The following is an 18,242-nucleotide window of genomic DNA, read 5'->3' as shown; positions in this document are numbered from 1 at the left end:
GCGGTAATCACATCTTTTTCATCTTCCGTACCGACATTAACCTTTTTAGACACCGTTTTGAAAAAAGTATTAGTTTCAATAGCAGTTAAATCCAAGTCAATTTTATCATATCCTCCCTCAGTATTAGGTTTGAGGTAAGCGTATTTGTTTGTTTCTGGATTAAAAGAAACCAAGTAGCTAACATCTGTTTCTTCTGTATTACCTCCATTGATAATGCTGTTGATTTGTTCCTCCAATTTTTCTTCCAGTTCAACAAACTGATTGCTAACATAGCTATCTCCCGTTAACAACTCCCATTTTGAACCGTCCCAGTAGTAAAAACCTGCAGCCATTTCCGTTCCATTGTTGTAGACAATTACTCCCGTTGGATTACTTCCTCCTTCTAAGACCGTATTTGCCTGTAAGGCAATTCGAGGGAGTAATACCCCTTTAGTGTTGGATTGAATATCTAAAATTGTTGCTGGATCTGGAACATGTCCCCCAATACTCAATCCTAATTCCTGTGCTTGCATACTTGTTGCTCCTAAACCAATAATACTCATGGCCCATACTATTCTCTTAATCATATACTCTGTTTTTTAAATTACAATATTTGTTTTTTCGTGCTCGTGATTCGTTTAAACGACTTAATGTTAACAATCACTAACATTCTCTAAAAATCAACTATTGTGCCACAAAAATCTCAATATTCAAATATTAGCTAAAAAAAGAGTGCGAAACTCGACACAAAAAACATAAACAACTACAAACCAATAACTTACAAACAATAAAAACACTTTTTTGTTAACTTTTTTTTAACAAAAAAATAATCTATTCAAATAAAAAAACTTAATTTTTTAAAAATTTAAAGAAGTAAACCTATTTTAAATAATCGCAATTAATAAAATAGCAGAGAAAATTATGAACCCTTGAGAATAGAAAAGGCATTCAAAACTACCTTTTCATCTATCTTCCAAGAATCAAGCTCTTGGAAAAGGAATACAAAATCGATTTACATAGGATTAACATCAAAAAAAAGAGAGCTAGGGCTCTCTTTTTCTAATTCTACTACCTGTTTTTGTCCTTTGAAAAGGAATATGGTAGTATTATGCGATAACGATGTAGTTTTTTTCCTATTTGAAACGTAAAATCAATTTGCTATCTGTTGTTTCCTTATCATTTACATTCTATTTCTGCTTTTTTACAATAAACAATACATTGAGGTAGGTTTTCTTAGCCAGTACAGGATTAGTAGCCCACAATTTAAAAGTTAACTTTCCTTCACTGGAAATAGAAAGATCATGGGGAAAAATCACAGCATCGTCAAAATCGGTAATTGCATAATTCAGCTCATCTCGTCGGTACAAGCGTTCCGTTCCTGCTTTCGGAATTACATCTAAATCATAACTAGGGTTAGCAATAAACTTCGTATTGGTGGCTGTTTTTGCAAATTGTCTTTCATACTCCGCATATAGGTCAACCGTTTGGTAATTTGTACTATTTTCTAACTGAATTGTAAAAGAAGGAAGCGTAAAAAAGTAATTGACATTTTGTGCAACACTAGGATCCGCTACTTCTTGTCTTTCCCAAATCGTTCCATTCCAGATGTACATTCCTTGGGTAAAGCCATTGGTTGTTGCCAAATTATATACCTGTAACCCGATGTGTTCTTTCATCAGCTTACTTCTTTGTGTTGTATTGGTCCATACGGTTTCTGCAGTAGAAACAAAGGGCTCCAGCGTTGCTTGATTCACTAACATTACACGAGGTAATAACAAGCCCCCTGTTTTAGAAGTCACATTATTTGCATCCGGTGCTTGCGTTTTTACATCTAAAAGTGCAGCCCTAGCAGATATTTGGTCTAGACCAATCGTCACTTGTGCTTGTAATGAAGTAGTCGTTCCTATTAAACCTAGGGCAATAGCTACCATATAGTATATTTTATTTGCTTTCATACCTGATATTTTCTTTATACATTCTCCTTTTTCACGCGTTTTCTCTCACATTTCCTAAACTATCTCTTGACGAGAAAGAATACATTTAAATACGTATTTGCACTTACAGCAGGAGTGGCTGATTTCAATTTAAAAGTCAACTTCCCCTCGTCAGAAACTGAAATGGAAGTAGGAGCAATAACCGTATCATCAAAATACGTAATGACGTAATTCAACTCGTCTCGGCGATACAATCTATCTGTTCCCACCATAGGCAATAGATCTAAATCATAGCTTGGATTAGAAACAAATGTATTATCGGCTGTGGATCTTCGCGTAAACTGTCTAACGTACTCCGCATATAAGTCAACCGTTTGAATGGCTGTGGTTTCTGCTAACTCGATATTAAATGTAGGTAGGGTAAAATAGTAATTAATATTTTGTTGTTCATCCGCTCCTGATCGATTTTGTTTTTGCCAAGTCACTCCATCCCAAATATACATACCCCGTGTAAAACCGTTGACTATGGCCAAGTTGTATACTTGTAATCCGATGTGTTTTGTACTCAATTCGCTTTTTAGTGTTGGATTTGTCCAAGCGGCATCTGTTGTTGCTACAAAGGGTTCCAAAGTAGCAGGATCTACAAGCATCACACGAGGTAGAAGTAAGCCACCAGTTGTGGAAGTAATATTATTTCCATCAGGTGATTGTGATTTCAAATCCAACAAAGCTGCTTTCGCTGGGATCTCGTCTGATCCAATGGTCACCTGTGCTTGTAATGCAGGAGCCATTCCTAGTACAACCAGCAACACCACTAGTATATCATATATCTTATTTGTTTGCATAACTTTTTCTCTTTACCTCCTTATTTTTTTTCACGACCTTTTTTCACGACCAAGTAAATATTCATAAACGACGAAGAACTTGGATTGATATTGTGTACCGTATACGACATAATCCCTGAATCACTTATACCATTAATCGTAAGGACAGATTTATCATAATGAGTAACGACAAAGTCCAAATCAGTTAAAGGATAACGATAATTTATCAACACATCCAATTTATCGTCGTCATCCATATTGGTAATAAAATGATTGGAACGTAGATTAATGGAATAGATACTATATAAATCAACGGTTAACGTATTGGAATCCCCATCTGCCATTAAGGGCAGGTTAAATGCAGGAAGCGGAAAAGCAATTCGAATAGGCACAATCGGTTTTATTTCTTTGAATAACTGCTCCCACTGGATGCCATTCCACACATAAGGGCCTGGGGCAAATGTCGTATTTTCCGTCAGGTTATATACCTCTAAGCCCGTATGTTCTTGCTTTAATGCTTCTCTTTTAGCCTCTTCGATCCATTCAGCATCCGTCACTTTAATAAAAGGTTCAAGTGTACGCAAATCATTCAACGATACTCGAGGCAAGAGTATTCCTCCTGTGCCCGTTGTACTATTTTGTGCATCTGCTACTTGGCTCTTAAGGTCTAAAACAGCCGCTTGTTCAACTATTTCGGAACTTCCTATGGTGACTTGGGCGTACATCCCAGCACTTATTCCCAAAAGAAAGTATCCTATTACTACACTATATTTCATTTTTTATTTTTTTATTGGAGTTATCCCCTTTCTTTAACTTCACGTATACCAACTTGTAGGTTGTGCTTATGTCGCTGTTTTATTTTTACTACAACCACTAATTTCCTAGTGTCAGATGTATATTGGGATTAACAGGCATTAGCGGTAACCTACAATCCTCCACTTCTACTAATTTTTCGGCAGTATCCCCTAGAGATCCAATAATCTGATTTTGATTTAAATCATAGATTGTCACTCGTACACGGTAATTTCCTTCTGACATATAGGTATGTTGCGTAGTTACTTCCCCCAAGTATCCAGCGTGTACACCTGTAATTTTAATAGGTGTACCGTCACCAAAATCCCAATGCGCATAAAAATCTATAACCGGAAAATGTAACGGATAAATTCGTACTGTAATTTCGGTTTCCTCCCCTGCACAAATTATATCTGTATTGAAGTTAGCGGCAACAGATCGGCTTGCATTAGCTTGTAAAGTTGCTCCCCTATAAGCGAGGTAAGAGCGAGCAGATGCTTGTTGTTCCTGTTCTTGAAATTCTTGTTGCTTTTTTAGCTTCTCTGGAGTAATCCGTTGGGACTCCTGAGGGGAAAAAGTAAGATAAGTTGACGTATTTTGTTCTACCTGATTGGTTGTGCGGTCTTGTGCATTTACACACACAAAGGAAGCCAACACTATACTAAATAAAATTTTTTTCATAACTATTTTTTTCAAAATGTTTATCTTCACCTACAATATTCAATTTTGAGAATATTGTATATTTAAAATTCTCATATTGAGTTTTCATAGCACATACAAAAAGTGTTCCAATTTTTAAATTATCAAATAATATTTTAATTTTTATTCATTTATACTATGAATAACGCTATACTAAAATGGGTTTATTTGTAAAAATTACTTTTTTTTTCACCTGTAAATACTGGGGACTATAACAGGAGAAACCGCCACCATACCCCTGATATTAAACCCATTAACTCTTTATTATCAGTACTATTGCACGATTCCTTTACCATAAAAAAAGGAACAAAATTGAGTTTTGTTCCTTTTCATTATAACTATTGTTTCAGATTAAATTAATTAGGTTCTTTGATTCTTAGTTTCGTCGGCATTAATGGATTAACTAATTTTTTACATTTACTAACAACTACAGTTAGTTTAGTTGGTCTAGAGCGATACACTTCTTCTCCAAAAGGTCCCTCATCTCGCATTACTCCTTTTGCGGAATAGTATACAGAATACTCTCCCTCTGGTAAATTATCCTCTGTTGCTGTAAACGTAACTGTCCGCTCTCCATCATAGGACCACGTTCCTACACCTGGTTGTGTATAGGCAAATGGATTACCATCATTTAGATCATAACCTTCTTCATCTTCAAAGCGAAAACTATCATAATCAATAAAATAGTTGGAATTTCCAGAACTTGGATTTGCAACTGAACCACTATAAAAATCAGAATTTTCATACGGGTCAAAGCGCACCTTCCTTCCATCATTATTTCCTTCTCCACTACAAAAAATAGCCCTTACATCTTCCGTTTCATGCTGATAAGGTAAGGTAACCTTTACATCCTTAACCAGCTGTACTTGAAAGGCTCCTCCTGTTCCTGCTGCAAAACCAATTTTAAATTTTTCGGGAATTTGTGTTTCAAAATCATAGAGGTCTCCGAATTGATCTCGGGTTTTAAACGTATTGGGATAGAAAAATTTATCAATTATATTCCCCTCTCCAGATTGATTTCTAATCTTCACTTCTACCTCACTACCTTCTCTTTCGTGATTGGGAACAACTTTCACTATAACCGTATTATACACTATATTTCCTCTATAATCATACCCAGGTCGCAAATCAAAGCGCTTAGAAAACTGTTCGTCGTGATAGTCATAATCTCCAGTATCATATTCTAATTTCGCTCTATTCGTAGAGCGTCGAAAGTCTGAGTTAATCGTATACAAAACAGGATATCCTTTGTATCGGTTATTTTTATACTGTGCCCCTCGAATTGTCACGTGACTTCCTGGTTCGTCCCATTCGAAATAAATTCCTTCTTTTCGCTCATACCTATTTCCAGAACGCATTTTAAAATCACCAAATACATCAAGTCCTACACCTAGGTAACCTCCATTCAAACCTGGAAGACTTCCCCCCTCATCACTATTTCGATAAGCATATCCTAAACTTGCCCCATGTGCACCAATCTCTAAGGTATTACTACTATCATATAAGAACATCGACAATCCATCCCCATAACGTCCATTAAAAGTATGTCCGTCAATCATGGCATACTTAAATTCGACAATAATTCCAAACTGAGAAGTAAACTCTATATCATCTAGAGCAAATCCAGTAAAAGTTTGTTCGATGTTTCCAACTTTATACGTCAAAGCAATACCACGATCCGAATATCGTTCATCGGGTACGGGAATATTCGTTACTCCAAAGTATTCTGTAATTTCATCGGGTTTTTCATCTCCGGTTAAAGAGATAAAATATGGAAATTGTCGCGCTTGTTGGGCTAGGACAATATGGGAGACCAAAATTGAAATCAAAAGTGTGAGTGCTAGGCCTAATTTATTTTTCATCATGCTTTTCCTTTTACCAAATTAAAAATAGAACTTTCTTACTCTTCTTTTACTCCAAATACAATATTAAAATAGGTATCGACATTCACTTCAACATCATCATCTACAGAATACGTTAAGTTTCCATCATCGCTAATTTCCACATCATAAAGTACGTCTTCATCATAGTACAAAATAAAGTAATTCAGTTCATTCGCTTGCAGAACAGGCAAGGTTGCCGATCCAGCACCACTATTTTTCACTTTAGGAGATCCAAATTGTTCGCTGTAAATATTATATACATTATAGCTCACATTTCGTTGTCCAGGAACAACAGTCACATAAAAGGATGGAGCATAAAAGAACTTAGGCATTGCCGCTTTTTCTGTTGCTGAAGCAGGTCTAAATTCACTTCCTCCATTCCCGTCTGAAGTCAAAACATATCCTTCTGGAGTATCATCATCGTCTTCATCCACAGAGCTAATCTTTTCTGCAGTCACTGCCTTGTCTTCAATGTGTTTGGTCTCTACTGCATTACTTTTAATATGTTCCGAATCTACTGCATCATCTGCTAATTCACCCGAACCAACTGCACCACCAGCCAAATGCTGGGATTTAATTCCAAAATCTTTCACCTTTATATTAACATCGCGCAATACTGCATCTTCTCCATATTGAACATCAATACTTGCATCGCCTTTTAAATCCCCTTTAGAAATATCTTGTCCTGTTGGTGCTTTAAAAGCTACTTGTCCATTGGATTCTACTGTCAATACATGCCCCCTTTGTGCGTTACCTGCAGAGATTTTTTCTGTTGTTACCGCACCATTGGCTAACTTCTCCGTTTGAATCGTAGCATTTTCAAGTTTACCTCCCGTAATGGTCGCATTGGCAATCTTGGCATTGGTTACCGCTAAATTGTTAATTTTATCGGTTGTAACCGCATTATTAGCAATGGTTCTTTGAATAATTGCATCAGAAGCTATATGACTAGATTCTACCGCATTACTATCAATTTTATTGCTTTTAATCGCACTATTTTCAATTTTAGAAGTGGTAATTGCAGCATCTATAATTTTTTCTGTTGTCACCGCATCATCATCGAGTTGAGCCGCTTTGATTCCCTTCTCTTTGACAGTAATCGTTGCATCTTGTAACGCAGCCCCAATTCCATTCGTCACATTGATGGATACAGATCCTTTTAATTCTCCTGAGGTTGTGTTTCCACCTGAAGCAAAAACAATTCCTCCTCTTCCATCCGAAGCTAGTACTTGTCCTGCAGGGGTGTTTGAATCCCCCGATTTGGAACTCATTTTCTCAATGGTTACATTTTTTTTGGCTATTTTTCTTGTGGTCACTGCATCATCAGCCAACTGCATTTCATTCACTCCACCATCTTTAATATTGACCGTAGCATCACCTAACAACGCATGCGCTGCACCAGCTCCTGTAATCGTAATACCCGTTCCTCCTCCTAAGGTTTTTCCAACTTCAGAAACAACGTCATTAAGATTTTGGAATTCTGCTCCTCCTTGACCATCAGTAATTAAAATTAATCCTTCTTCTTTATCTTGAGAACCAATTTTATCCGCAGTAACATTTCGTGCTGCTAAGTGAGTTGTTTTCACTCCTCCCTCTGCAATTGCAAGGTTTAATTCTTGTAAAGCGGCTTTATTATCTGCCACTTCAATAGAACCATCAGTTGCTGTAATAGCTTTGCCATGAGTTGTAGCTAACGTTTGTAGCGATTGAAAAGCGGTATTTCCACTACCATCTGCTGTTAGTATTGCGCCATTTGCTGCATTCGTATTATTTACTTTAGAACTGATTTTAGCTGCTGTAACAGCATTGGCTTTCAAGTGTTGGGTATTAATTCCCTCTTCAGCCACAGCAATCGTTGTTGCTTCTAACAACGCTTTATTATCTGCTGTCACTGTGATTGATTCATCAGCAGATAACGCTGCTCCTTCTCCATCAAAAACAGTCGAATTCAGTTCTTTATACGCTACAGTACCATTGGCTTGTGCAGTTAAAACGCTGTTTTCAGCTGCAGTACCAGCACTCATTTTTGCTACTGTTACCGCCCCATCTTGTAATTTACCCGTTGTAATTCCTCCTTCTTTTACATCTATAGATGTTGGAGCTAGTACGACATTTAATCCATTTGTATTATTGGTGAAGGTAAGTGCTGAACCCAATAAAAGGTCTTCACCACCTGCCTGTACTGCATCTTTTAACACATAATCAAAGCCTCCTTCTCCATCTGTTACCAAAAGGCGATCGGCTTGTACATTGGCTCCATTTTCTTTTGAACTCAATTTATCTCGCGTAATACTCTGATTGGCAATACCTAAGGTTACATCTTTTAATAAAGTATTGGTTCCATCACCACCTGTAAGGGTAATAATATCATCCGTTGTAAGATTCCCAGCTGTATCTGTAACGATATCACCTAGTTCACCCCAAACAACTTCTCCATCTCCTCTGGTTACTAAAACACTTGCAGCCGAAATCCCCTCAGCTGAAATCTTATCTGTTGTTACTGATTGTGTAGCTAACTGTGCATTTTGCACTGCACCATCAGCCAATTGAGCTGTTGTAATACCTTTTTCCTTAATCCCTAACTTCAAATTAGCCAACACTTTATCTACCCCATTATCAACAGTAACAATTCCGTCTGTTGCAATTGTACCTTTATTTGTGATTAACGAAGCAGTTAAAGGCTGGTAGCTCACCGTAACGCCATTGGCCCCTACGGTGGCTACCGCTCCTGGAGTAGCATTGCCTCCGTGTAACTTAGTTGCTTTTATTGAGGTATCATGGATTCCCAAAGTTACATCTGCCAATACTTTATCAACCCCATCTTCTGTTACAGAAATCGTTCCATCTGAATGAATGGTTCCCTTTTGTGTAAGTAAATCTGTTGATAAAGCTTGATAGCTTACTGTTCCTTGCGTATTCGCCACTGCTACGCGGTTATTTACTCCTGTTCCAGCAGTTAATTTACCTGCTTCAATCGTTGCATCTGCTAAGTTTAAATTTTTGATTGTTTCCGCTGCAATATGGGTTCCTTTTACACCACCATCTTTAATTTTTACAACTACTTTTTTATTTTCATCCCCAAAGAGTACATTTTCTCCCCCTTCGATATGAATTGCTGTCGATCCTACTACATCGCCATTCATTGCTGTTCCAATCGCCTCATCTACGGCAACAAAAGCAGCATTTCCAGAACCATCTGCTGTTAATACCGCACCGAGTTCTGCACCAGTCGTACCAATCTTAGCGGCCGTTACAGCATGACTTTGAATATGCTCACTGCCAATTCCGTCTTCTTTTACTTTTAAATCTATTTTTTGCAATACTGCTTTAGAACCATCACCACTAAGTTCTAATGAACTATCAACTCCCAAATTTTTTCCTTGAACAACAGCGGTCATTGGTTGGTATTTTACCGATCCATCGCCTTGAACAACGGGAATAAAACTCTCTTTTCCTGTACCAGCAAATAATTTATCTTCTGTAACAGCTAAATCTTTAATCTTTGCTGTAGTTACCCCTTGATTTTTAAGAGAAATTGTCATTTCATTCAACGCTGCTTTTTCTCCCCCTACTACAACAATGGAGCCGTCGTGAGCTACTGTCTTACCTTGGGTTGCTACCGTATTAAAAATCTCCTGCTTAACATTTATATCCGTAAGAATTTCTGAAATTTTCTCAATAATATCTGCTTCTACATCAATGATGGCTAAGGGTTGGTCCGTTGCTTTATCATAGAATTCATATACTCCTGATTCGGTTGTATTGATACGCAATGTATTGGCGTCGAACGGAATTCCTGTTCCTATTATTGTTCCATTTTGATCTACATCATTTTCATTAAAATAAGTAAAAGAGCCATTTCCATTATCCTGTAAAAGTGTAATGCGCTCTTGTGTATGAACAATATCTTCAATAATGGCATCGGTTGCATCTACCCACTGGGCTTTTCCAGCGTCATTAGTCACTAAGATTTGCTTAGCGGCTCCGCCTTTCATCTTAGCGGTTGTAACAGCCTCATTGGCAATGCTCAATTCTAGTGCTTTGAAAACAGCATCTGCTTCGCTTGGGTTACCATTGATTAAAATTCCATCTCCAGAGAGGGGAGCTTTATCAATTTCCAGCTCTTCAAGGGCTTCAATTCGCGCTGTAATTTCGGTAACCGCTTCTTCCACATTGGTATATTCAATCGTACTATTATCAAAAATAATTGATTTTGCACGGGTATTGATGGTAGCTAACGGTGTATCACTTGCTTTATCTTTAAAAATATAAATTCCAGGTGTGCTGCTATCAATACTCAAGGTATTGGCATTAAATGTCACCCCAACAGCATTTGGTTTTACATTGCCTTGGTTATCCACCTGATTTTCGTTGAAATAAGTAAATGTTCCGTCATTATGATCAGTTAAAACGGTTGGTTTTTCGTTGGAACTCAAAATCTCTATCAAAATTTGGTCATTGGCATCCATCCACTTCACCACACCACTAGCATCAGTCCCCAACAATTGACGTGCACCTGCTCCGCTTATTTTAGCAGCGGTAACGGCTTGATTTTTAATTTTTGCCGTAGTTACTGCATCAGTTGCCAATTTATCAGCCGTAATTCCACCTGTTACCACATCCAGTGTTACATCGGCTAAAGCTGCATGATCGCCTCCTTGTACCTCGATAGACGCAGATCCGACAATCGGTTTTCCATTATCTCCAATTACTTGACCTAAGGTTTTAAATTCAGCGCCTCCTTCTCCATTAGACGTAAGGACTAATCCAGACGCTTTATTCGTTCCTATTTTATCTTCCGTTACTGCTTTAGGCGCAAGGTGAGCAGTTTGAATTCCCTCTTGAGCGACAGCCAAATCAAGCGGTTGTAACGTTGCTCTATTCCCAATAGGAACTGAAATTGAACCATCATCAGAAGAAACGGCTTGGCCTTGAGTTAGTGCCACTTGATTCAAACTAGTAAAGGTTACGTTTCCATTGCCATCCGCGGTTAGTACTGTACCATCACCATACCTGCAGCTGAACCCGCACTATTTAATTTTTCAATTTCAATGGTTTGGTCTTTGATTTGAGCATTGGTAATACTTCCAGCTTTAATCCCCAATTTAACGTCGTTAAAGAGACTATTTACTCCATCTCCGCCTTGTAATTCCACAATGTCATCTGTGGTAAGGTTTCCTGCAGCATCTGTTACAATATCATCGAGTTCTCCCCATTTTACCACTCCATTGTCATCCGTTACCATCACTCGTTTCGGCAAATCTTCTCCTGCTAAAATTTTATCCACTGTTATTGCACCAGCTCCAATTTTTTCATTGGTAATACTGCCGTCGTTAATACCCAGTACAACATCTCCTAATACCTTATCCGTACCGTTATCTACACTGACGATGCCATCTGTGGAAATGGTTCCTTTTTCGGTTATGTTTGCTGTATTCACCGCTTGGTAACTCACTGTACCATCTGCATTTACAGTCGCAACATATCCGGCAGTTTGACCGCTTGCATCTAACTTATCAGCGGTAATGGATTGATTATTTACGCTCAAGCCCACATGACCTAATACTTTAGCTGTACCATCATTCACAGCAATAATCTCATCTCCTGTGATATTGCCTTTATTGGCAATATTCTCACCTGTAACGGGCTGATAGCTAACGCTACCATTGGCATTTACTGTAGCGACATGCCCCGCAGTAGCTCCTGTAGCGTCAAGTTTTTGCGCCTGGATTGTTTTATTTTTGATATTTTGGTTTTCAACTGTTTCTGAACCAATATGGGTTCCAGTTATTCCACCTGGATTCAACGTAATCGTCACTTTCTTATTTGCATCGCCAAACAACACATTTTCTCCGCCTCCAACAAGGTTGATAACACCATCTTCACCTGCCAAATCACCTTGCATCGCTGGTTTTACTGTTTCTGTAGGTGAGATAAAGCTCGTTTGCCCTAGGCCATCCGCCGTTAATACGCTGCCTATTCCTGATCCAGTTGATGCAATTTTATCAGTTCTTACGGCTCCAGTAGCGATATGTTCTGTTTTTACTCCTTCTTGATTTATATTGATTGTCACTTGGTGGAGTACGGATTTTTCTCCGCCTGTGATTGCCAAGGAACCATCATTGCTATTCATTTGCTTGCCCTTGCCTGCAATGGTAGCAAAAATTTGATTTTGTACCTCATCTTGTCCGAGAATTTCAGTTATATTCTCAATCACACTAGCAGTCACACTTAGTGTGGCAATTGGCTCATCTTGGGATAAATCGTAAAATTCAAAAATTCCCGTTCCTCTTCCCGAAGGTCTTTCTGTAACTTCCCTAACGGTAAGAGTATTGGCATTGAACGTTGTGCCTATAGCCCCTGGTAAACGATCTCCATGTATATCATAATCGGCTTCATTAAAATAGGTAAAGGTACCATCTTGATTATCAATTAACTCTGTAATCGCCTGATTAGAAGCTAAGATTTCCTTAATTGAATCGTCCGTTGCGCCAATCCATTGCGCTACCCCATCGGCGGAAGTTACCAAGAGTTGTCCTTTTACCCCTCCTTGAATTTTCTCAACTGTTACTGCTTTTGGTGCAATCGTTGGCGTGGTCACCCCTTCATTTGCAAGGGTTAACTCTAAGTTATTCAAGACCGCTTGATTGGGAGTTCCCCCCAACGCAATAGACCCATTGGGTGAGGTTACTGCTTTTCCTTTAGCCGCTACCGTAGTATAAATATCGTTTTGAACAGTTGTATCAGTTAAAATTTCCGTTATATTTTCAATAACTGTTCCCGCAATATCAATCGTCATTAAAGGCGCTGTAAGACTGGTTTTACCATCGTAAAACACATACACACCACTTCCCCCAGGTTGCTCTTCTATTTTTAAAGTATTGGCATCAAAGGAAACCCCTGGTCCAACGAGTTGACCATCGGCATCAATATCTTCTTCGTTATAGTAAACAAAAGTTCCATTGGCTGCACTGGTGTCCAAAATCGTCACTTTTTCATTGAACGAAACCACTTCTCCAATGACGTCATCACTAATAGGTACCCATTGTACGATACCGTCTTTGGTTACTAATAAGTGCTTATCAGCGCCAGGTTTTATCTTCGCTGTGGTAATACCTTCATTAGCCACAGAAAGCTGCATCGCATGTAAAGCAGCCTGCTCTCCATTGACAATTTGAAGCGAAGTATCTGCAGCTGTTACCGCTTTTCCTTGTGCTGCTACTGTATTGTAAACATTGGTTTGCACAACACTATCCTGCAAAATCTCTGTAATATTTTCCACTACAGTTCCCGCAATGTCAATGGTCGCTAAAGGCACTCCCGTTTGAGCAAAAGTTCCATCCTTAAATACATAGGTACCATTCGCAGTTTCATCAATAGTTAGCGTATTGGCATCGATGAGCATTTCCTTTGCCTTGATGGGTTGGCCATTAGCATCAATTGCTTCCTCATTATAGTACGAATAGGTTCCATCTCCATTGTCTTCAATCAGCGTAATGACCTCATTGAGGGATACTACTTCTTGTATAATTGCATCCGTAGCAGGTACCCATTGTGCTTGCCCATTTTTCGTAACTAAAATATACTTATCAGAACCTGGAGCCACTTTTTCAGTGGTCACAGCTTTGTTTTTAATCTTATAGGAAGTTACCGCATTATCGGCTATTTTTCCTTCAGTTATCGCTCCATCTGCAATAGTTAGTGTCATTTCTCGTAGTACGGCATCCGTTACTTGCGATTGACCGTTCACGAGAATCCCATTCCCTTTTAGGGCTGCTAAATTTCCTTGGGCTACTTCTACTTTTGCAATAATATTATTGACTACTTCTTGCAAATTATCTCCCTGAATCACGGTGGAATTATTGTCATACACAATAGCGCTCGCTCGTGTACTAATAGTCATTAACGGATTTTGTAAGGAGGTAGCTCCATCGTAAAAATCGTAAATCCCTTTTCCTGCTGCTCCTTCTCTTTCTTTAATGTTTAATGTATTTGCATCAAAGCGAATACCACTTCCAGGAATCAGTTGACCATTGGCATCAATACCATTTTCATTATAATAGGTAAAAGTTCCATCGTCTCCATCTACTAATAGAGTAACCTTTTCATTTTGAGTCACAAGTTCTTGGATAACCTCATGCGTGGCATTCACCCAATGTACTTCCCCTGATGCATCCGTTATTAAAAGGTTTTTCGATCCTCCTGGTTTGATTTTATCTGTCGTAATACTATGATCAGCAATACGCAAGGTTGTAGGAACCAATACGGCTTTTTCTCCCCCTGAAACCGTAATAATGTCATCACCAGTTAAACTCTTCGCATTGGCACTAATAGCTTGAAGAATTTCATTTGTCACATTTGTATCCCCCAGAATATGTGCAATATTTTGAATCACATCTGCTGGTACATCAATCTCTGTTTGTGTTTGATTTTCTGAAGTATAGGTGTATTTTCCTTGTCCATTAGGAGTAAATGTGGTTAATAGATTGATTTCTTGTAAAGGCACTGCTACCACCCTATTTTTGCTATCGCGTAAAAATAAAGTTTGGTTAGTTAGATCGACTGCTAACTCTTCATTTTTCGCTACATCTTCTAAGAAATCATCCGTAGCGCTAATTAAGCGCACCCAACGCGTGTCAAACCAAAAGTAATACCCAGGTTTTAATTCACTATTCACTGTAGTATTAAAGACCAATAAGCTATTAGGCACTTTACCACCTTGTATGAATGCTTTTGAATCTAACGACTCTAAAGGAATTCTCGGAATTAAAACCCCTTTAAAACTTCCTGACATTGCCTCTACATCTAAAAGTGCAGCCGGATTTGGATTTGCAGTTCCAATCCCCACTTGGGCAAACGTAAAACCTGACATCATAAGTAATGCAACTGAAAGTACATTTTTTTTCATAAACAACTTGATTATCTTAATTATATCTCCTTTTTACAACCTAAAGCAGCCCCTGTTTTTTAGGATAATACAACTATTAAACATGATTATTCCCTACGAGTTCTCCTACTTTATTTCTTCTTCTTCTTTTTTATCTAACTCCAACTTATTCAAACAGCATCCTGACTCCTTCTTTCCAGCCTTTCACCAGTTAACATTGCGCTAACTACGAGTATAAAAATAGCATGAGCTCCAATCTTTTTCATAACAGAATTAAAATAAAAATACATTTTTATCTTTTTTTATTTAAAAAAATCACATATCCCGATTTTTTACCATAAAGATAAGTTAATTATATTATATTTTACATAAAACACAACAATTAATAAGATTACTACTAATACCAATATTTCCTCAATTAAAGCCAATTATCTTATCTATTTTACTAATATAAACAGTGAAAAAACGACAAAAATTAATTTTAGCACAAAGGCAAAGCTTCCTTTTAGACCAGAATAATAGACAGAAAACGCGAGAAAAATGCATAAAAAACACCACAGAAAGCGACTTAGAAAATCTTCAATGATTGATTGAATATTAAAAATAGTATGACAAGTAATACGAAGTAATTCTCAATATGTAGATAAATAAATCTTTATTTATCAAAAATTACTTCCTTTTGTAATTTTAAAGGCTAAATATTTCTCTACCAAAGGAAATTAATCTATTTTTAGCTGTATTAACCTATAAAATATGGTATGCATATGGACTTTACGAAAGCGAGTTTTAAAGATTTTGAAAACATCCCCGATTTAGACATTTATCAAAGAGCAAATAAGCACGAAGGGTATCTAAATTACCTGCGTGAAAATGAATTTATGAACTATCGCTTGTTGGCGACTTCGGGTTGTGGACCTGAGATTGGATTAGAAGAAGATGGTTACATCAAAAAAGGAGACTATATTAGCTTTGTTTGCAACGATTATTTAGGTTTTACCCAACATCCAGAAATTAAAAAAGCGGTAATTAATGGGATAGAAAAATATGGTACAGGGGCAGGGGCTTCTCCTTTAATTGGAGGATATTTTGATTACCACCGAGAATTAGAAGACAAGATTTCTGCTTTTTTCAAACGCCCCAAAGGATCTTCCATTGTATATACAACAGGTTATACCTCCAACAGTGCTTCTCTTTTGTGTTTGCTAAAAAAAGAGGATATTGCTATTGTAGATATGGCGGTTCACGCCAGTGTGTATGAAGGAATTATGGGAACCACTGTTAAGCGCTTCTTACACAACAATACAGAAGCCCTAGAGCGCATTTTAGCGGCTTCTCAAGATGCCTACCGAACCAAAATGGTTATTATCGATGGGGTATATTCACAAGATGGAGATATTGCCAAACTCAAAGAAATTCTTGAAATTACCAAAAAATATGGCGGTGTACTTTTAGTGGATGACGCGCATGGTATTGGAGTACTAGGCGAAACAGGCCGTGGAGCCATGGAATACTATGACGTTTTGGATCAGGTTGACATCATTACGGGGACGTTTAGTAAAACTTTTGCCAACGTAGGTGGATATCTCGTGGCCAATAATCCAGATTTGATTTCCTATCTTCAATTCCAATCGAGACAATACGCCTTTTCTGCCGCAGCCACACCTGCCATCGTAGGAGTAAGCCGAGCTATCGAACTCATCGACGAGGAACCGCATTGGCAAAAGCAATTATGGAATAACGTGGAATATTACAAAAAAGGATTGCGCGACATTGGTCTGGAGATCGGGGCAACTGATTCTGCTATTATACCTGTTAAAATTGGCGATGTGTACAAAAATAGTCAAGCAGGTAAATTGTTACTGGAAAATGGCGTGTACACCAATCCCATTATGTATCCAGCCGTATCATTAAAAGACTCTCGCATTCGCATGAGCTTAATGGCAACCCACACCAAAGAACACCTAGATAAAGCGCTGAATGTGTTTGAATATATAAGCTCCAAATTACAGCTAAAAAACCAAGCACAATCCGTAGAATAACAGCTAAAAAACAGCTCCCAGTAGAGCTGTTTTTTTATTTTTATACCAAGAACGTTATAACGAATCTAAAGTAAACATTTTTTTCATTTGCTTTTTCTTCATCCAGGCAGGTAACAAAAGAAAAGACAAGTTGCGCACCCCAACCAAAAAAGGATTTCGCCATTGTGCCATTTTTCCTAAGGCCCAACTTTCGCGTACAATGCGATGGGCTTTTGCTTGCCGAATAGCAGGAAATCTGCTCAAAGCTTCTTCTAAGGAATAGTGCTCAAGTAAACGACTAATCACATATACATCTTCAATCGCCTGACAAGCACCTTGTCCTAAATTCGGTGTTGTAGCATGAGCGGCATCTCCAATAAGACAAGCCTTTTCTTTATACCAGCCCGAAAAAGGTTGGAGGTCGTATATTTTATCCAAGTGAATATTTTCTTTGGGGGTTTGCTGTATCATTCGCTGTACCCACAGTGGACATCCTGCGAGATAAAGCTCCACGTCGGTAGCCCGTTGATACAGCGTTTCATCCACCAAAAAATACCAATACACTTGTTGGTTGTCTAATTCTACAAATCCCATGCGCTTGCCCTTTCCCCAGCTTTCTATCGCTACATGCGCATAGCCCTCAGGCAATTCAAAAGGAAGTACGCCTCGCCAACACATTTGATGTGCATCGCGTAATGGATATTCGCCAAACAACAATTGTCTAACTTGAGAACGTAACCCATCAGCTCCAATTACAAATTCGTGCTGCATCGTTGTTTGATCCGTAAATTTAAGGGTATAACCTCCTTTAGGACGGTGTGTAATGTACTGCAAGCGCTTGTTGAGTTCAACGCACTCTTCTCCTACTGCATCGAGTAAAACGCGGTGTAAATCGCTGCGATGAATGGCAATATTTGCCAACTGATAGTATTCTTCAAAAGAAAGTAGTGAAGTTTGATCCAACACACGTAAATCCATATCTGTCAGCCTCACTGTAGAAATACGCGTCCCTTTGTGATTCAATTGTTCTGCAACACCCAAATGACGATACACCTGCATCGCATTATTTGCAAGCGCAATCCCCGCCCCTACAGGTTTAATTTCAGCTGCTGCTTCATACACCACAAAGGAAATACCCGCTTTCTTTAAAGCAATCGCCAATGTTAAACCTCCAATACCTGCTCCTACTATCGCTACTTGCATACTACGCTATTTTTTCATTTGAC

At 38.2% G+C, this 18,242-nt stretch carries 9 protein-coding genes and 1 pseudogene; 1 reads left to right on the top strand and 9 read right to left on the bottom strand.

The annotated features are described in order from the left end of the window. From ACLJX0_RS11610 to ACLJX0_RS11575, 8 genes and pseudogenes are all read right to left on the bottom strand, one after another. Window positions 1-566, bottom strand: a pseudogene (locus ACLJX0_RS11610) (hypothetical protein); the annotation flags it as partial. A 600-nt stretch (window positions 567-1,166) separates the two neighbouring features. After that, the gene (locus ACLJX0_RS11605) at window positions 1,167-1,934 is read right to left on the bottom strand and encodes a hypothetical protein (protein ID WP_410880653.1); all 768 of its coding nucleotides are present in this window, start codon (window positions 1,932-1,934) and stop codon (window positions 1,167-1,169) included. A gap of 59 nt (window positions 1,935-1,993) precedes the next feature. After that, window positions 1,994-2,758 carry a hypothetical protein gene (locus ACLJX0_RS11600; protein WP_410880651.1) on the bottom strand — a complete coding sequence of 255 codons (765 nt, stop codon included), beginning with the start codon at window positions 2,756-2,758 and terminating at the stop codon, window positions 1,994-1,996. Window positions 2,759-2,778: 20 nt separating this feature from the next. After that, window positions 2,779-3,513 carry a hypothetical protein gene (locus ACLJX0_RS11595; protein WP_410880649.1) on the bottom strand — a complete coding sequence of 245 codons (735 nt, stop codon included), beginning with the start codon at window positions 3,511-3,513 and terminating at the stop codon, window positions 2,779-2,781. Window positions 3,514-3,610: 97 nt separating this feature from the next. Further along, window positions 3,611-4,210: a PKD domain-containing protein gene (locus tag ACLJX0_RS11590; protein WP_410880647.1), complete on the bottom strand. Its 600-nt coding sequence runs from the start codon at window positions 4,208-4,210 to the stop codon at window positions 3,611-3,613. 374 nt (window positions 4,211-4,584) lie between these two features. Further along, window positions 4,585-6,093, bottom strand: a complete 1,509-nt coding sequence (locus ACLJX0_RS11585; RefSeq protein ID WP_410880645.1) for a hypothetical protein — start codon at window positions 6,091-6,093, stop codon at window positions 4,585-4,587. A 35-nt stretch (window positions 6,094-6,128) separates the two neighbouring features. Next, on the bottom strand, window positions 6,129-11,066 hold the full coding sequence (locus ACLJX0_RS11580) for a beta strand repeat-containing protein (protein WP_410880643.1): 4,938 nt from the start codon (window positions 11,064-11,066) through the stop codon (window positions 6,129-6,131). A gap of 35 nt (window positions 11,067-11,101) precedes the next feature. Beyond that, entirely contained in the window at window positions 11,102-15,019 is a 3,918-nt protein-coding gene (locus ACLJX0_RS11575) for a hypothetical protein (protein WP_410880641.1), read from the bottom strand. 737 nt (window positions 15,020-15,756) lie between these two features. Here ACLJX0_RS11575 and ACLJX0_RS11570 point away from each other — a divergent pair. Further along, window positions 15,757-17,037 carry an aminotransferase class I/II-fold pyridoxal phosphate-dependent enzyme gene (locus ACLJX0_RS11570; RefSeq protein ID WP_410880639.1) on the top strand — a complete coding sequence of 427 codons (1,281 nt, stop codon included), beginning with the start codon at window positions 15,757-15,759 and terminating at the stop codon, window positions 17,035-17,037. Between the two features lie 54 nt (window positions 17,038-17,091). Here the strand turns inward: ACLJX0_RS11570 and ACLJX0_RS11565 are convergent, their stop codons facing one another. Continuing rightward, complete coding sequence (locus ACLJX0_RS11565) at window positions 17,092-18,219, bottom strand: FAD-dependent monooxygenase (RefSeq protein WP_410880638.1); 1,128 nt, start codon at window positions 18,217-18,219, stop codon at window positions 17,092-17,094. Window positions 18,220-18,242: the final 23 nt, after the last annotated feature.

It is taken from the genome of Myroides sp. DW712 (assembly GCF_046557355.1).
Taxonomy (GTDB): Bacteria; Bacteroidota; Bacteroidia; order Flavobacteriales; family Flavobacteriaceae; genus Flavobacterium.
This window is presented reverse-complemented; position numbering and strand designations above follow the sequence as displayed.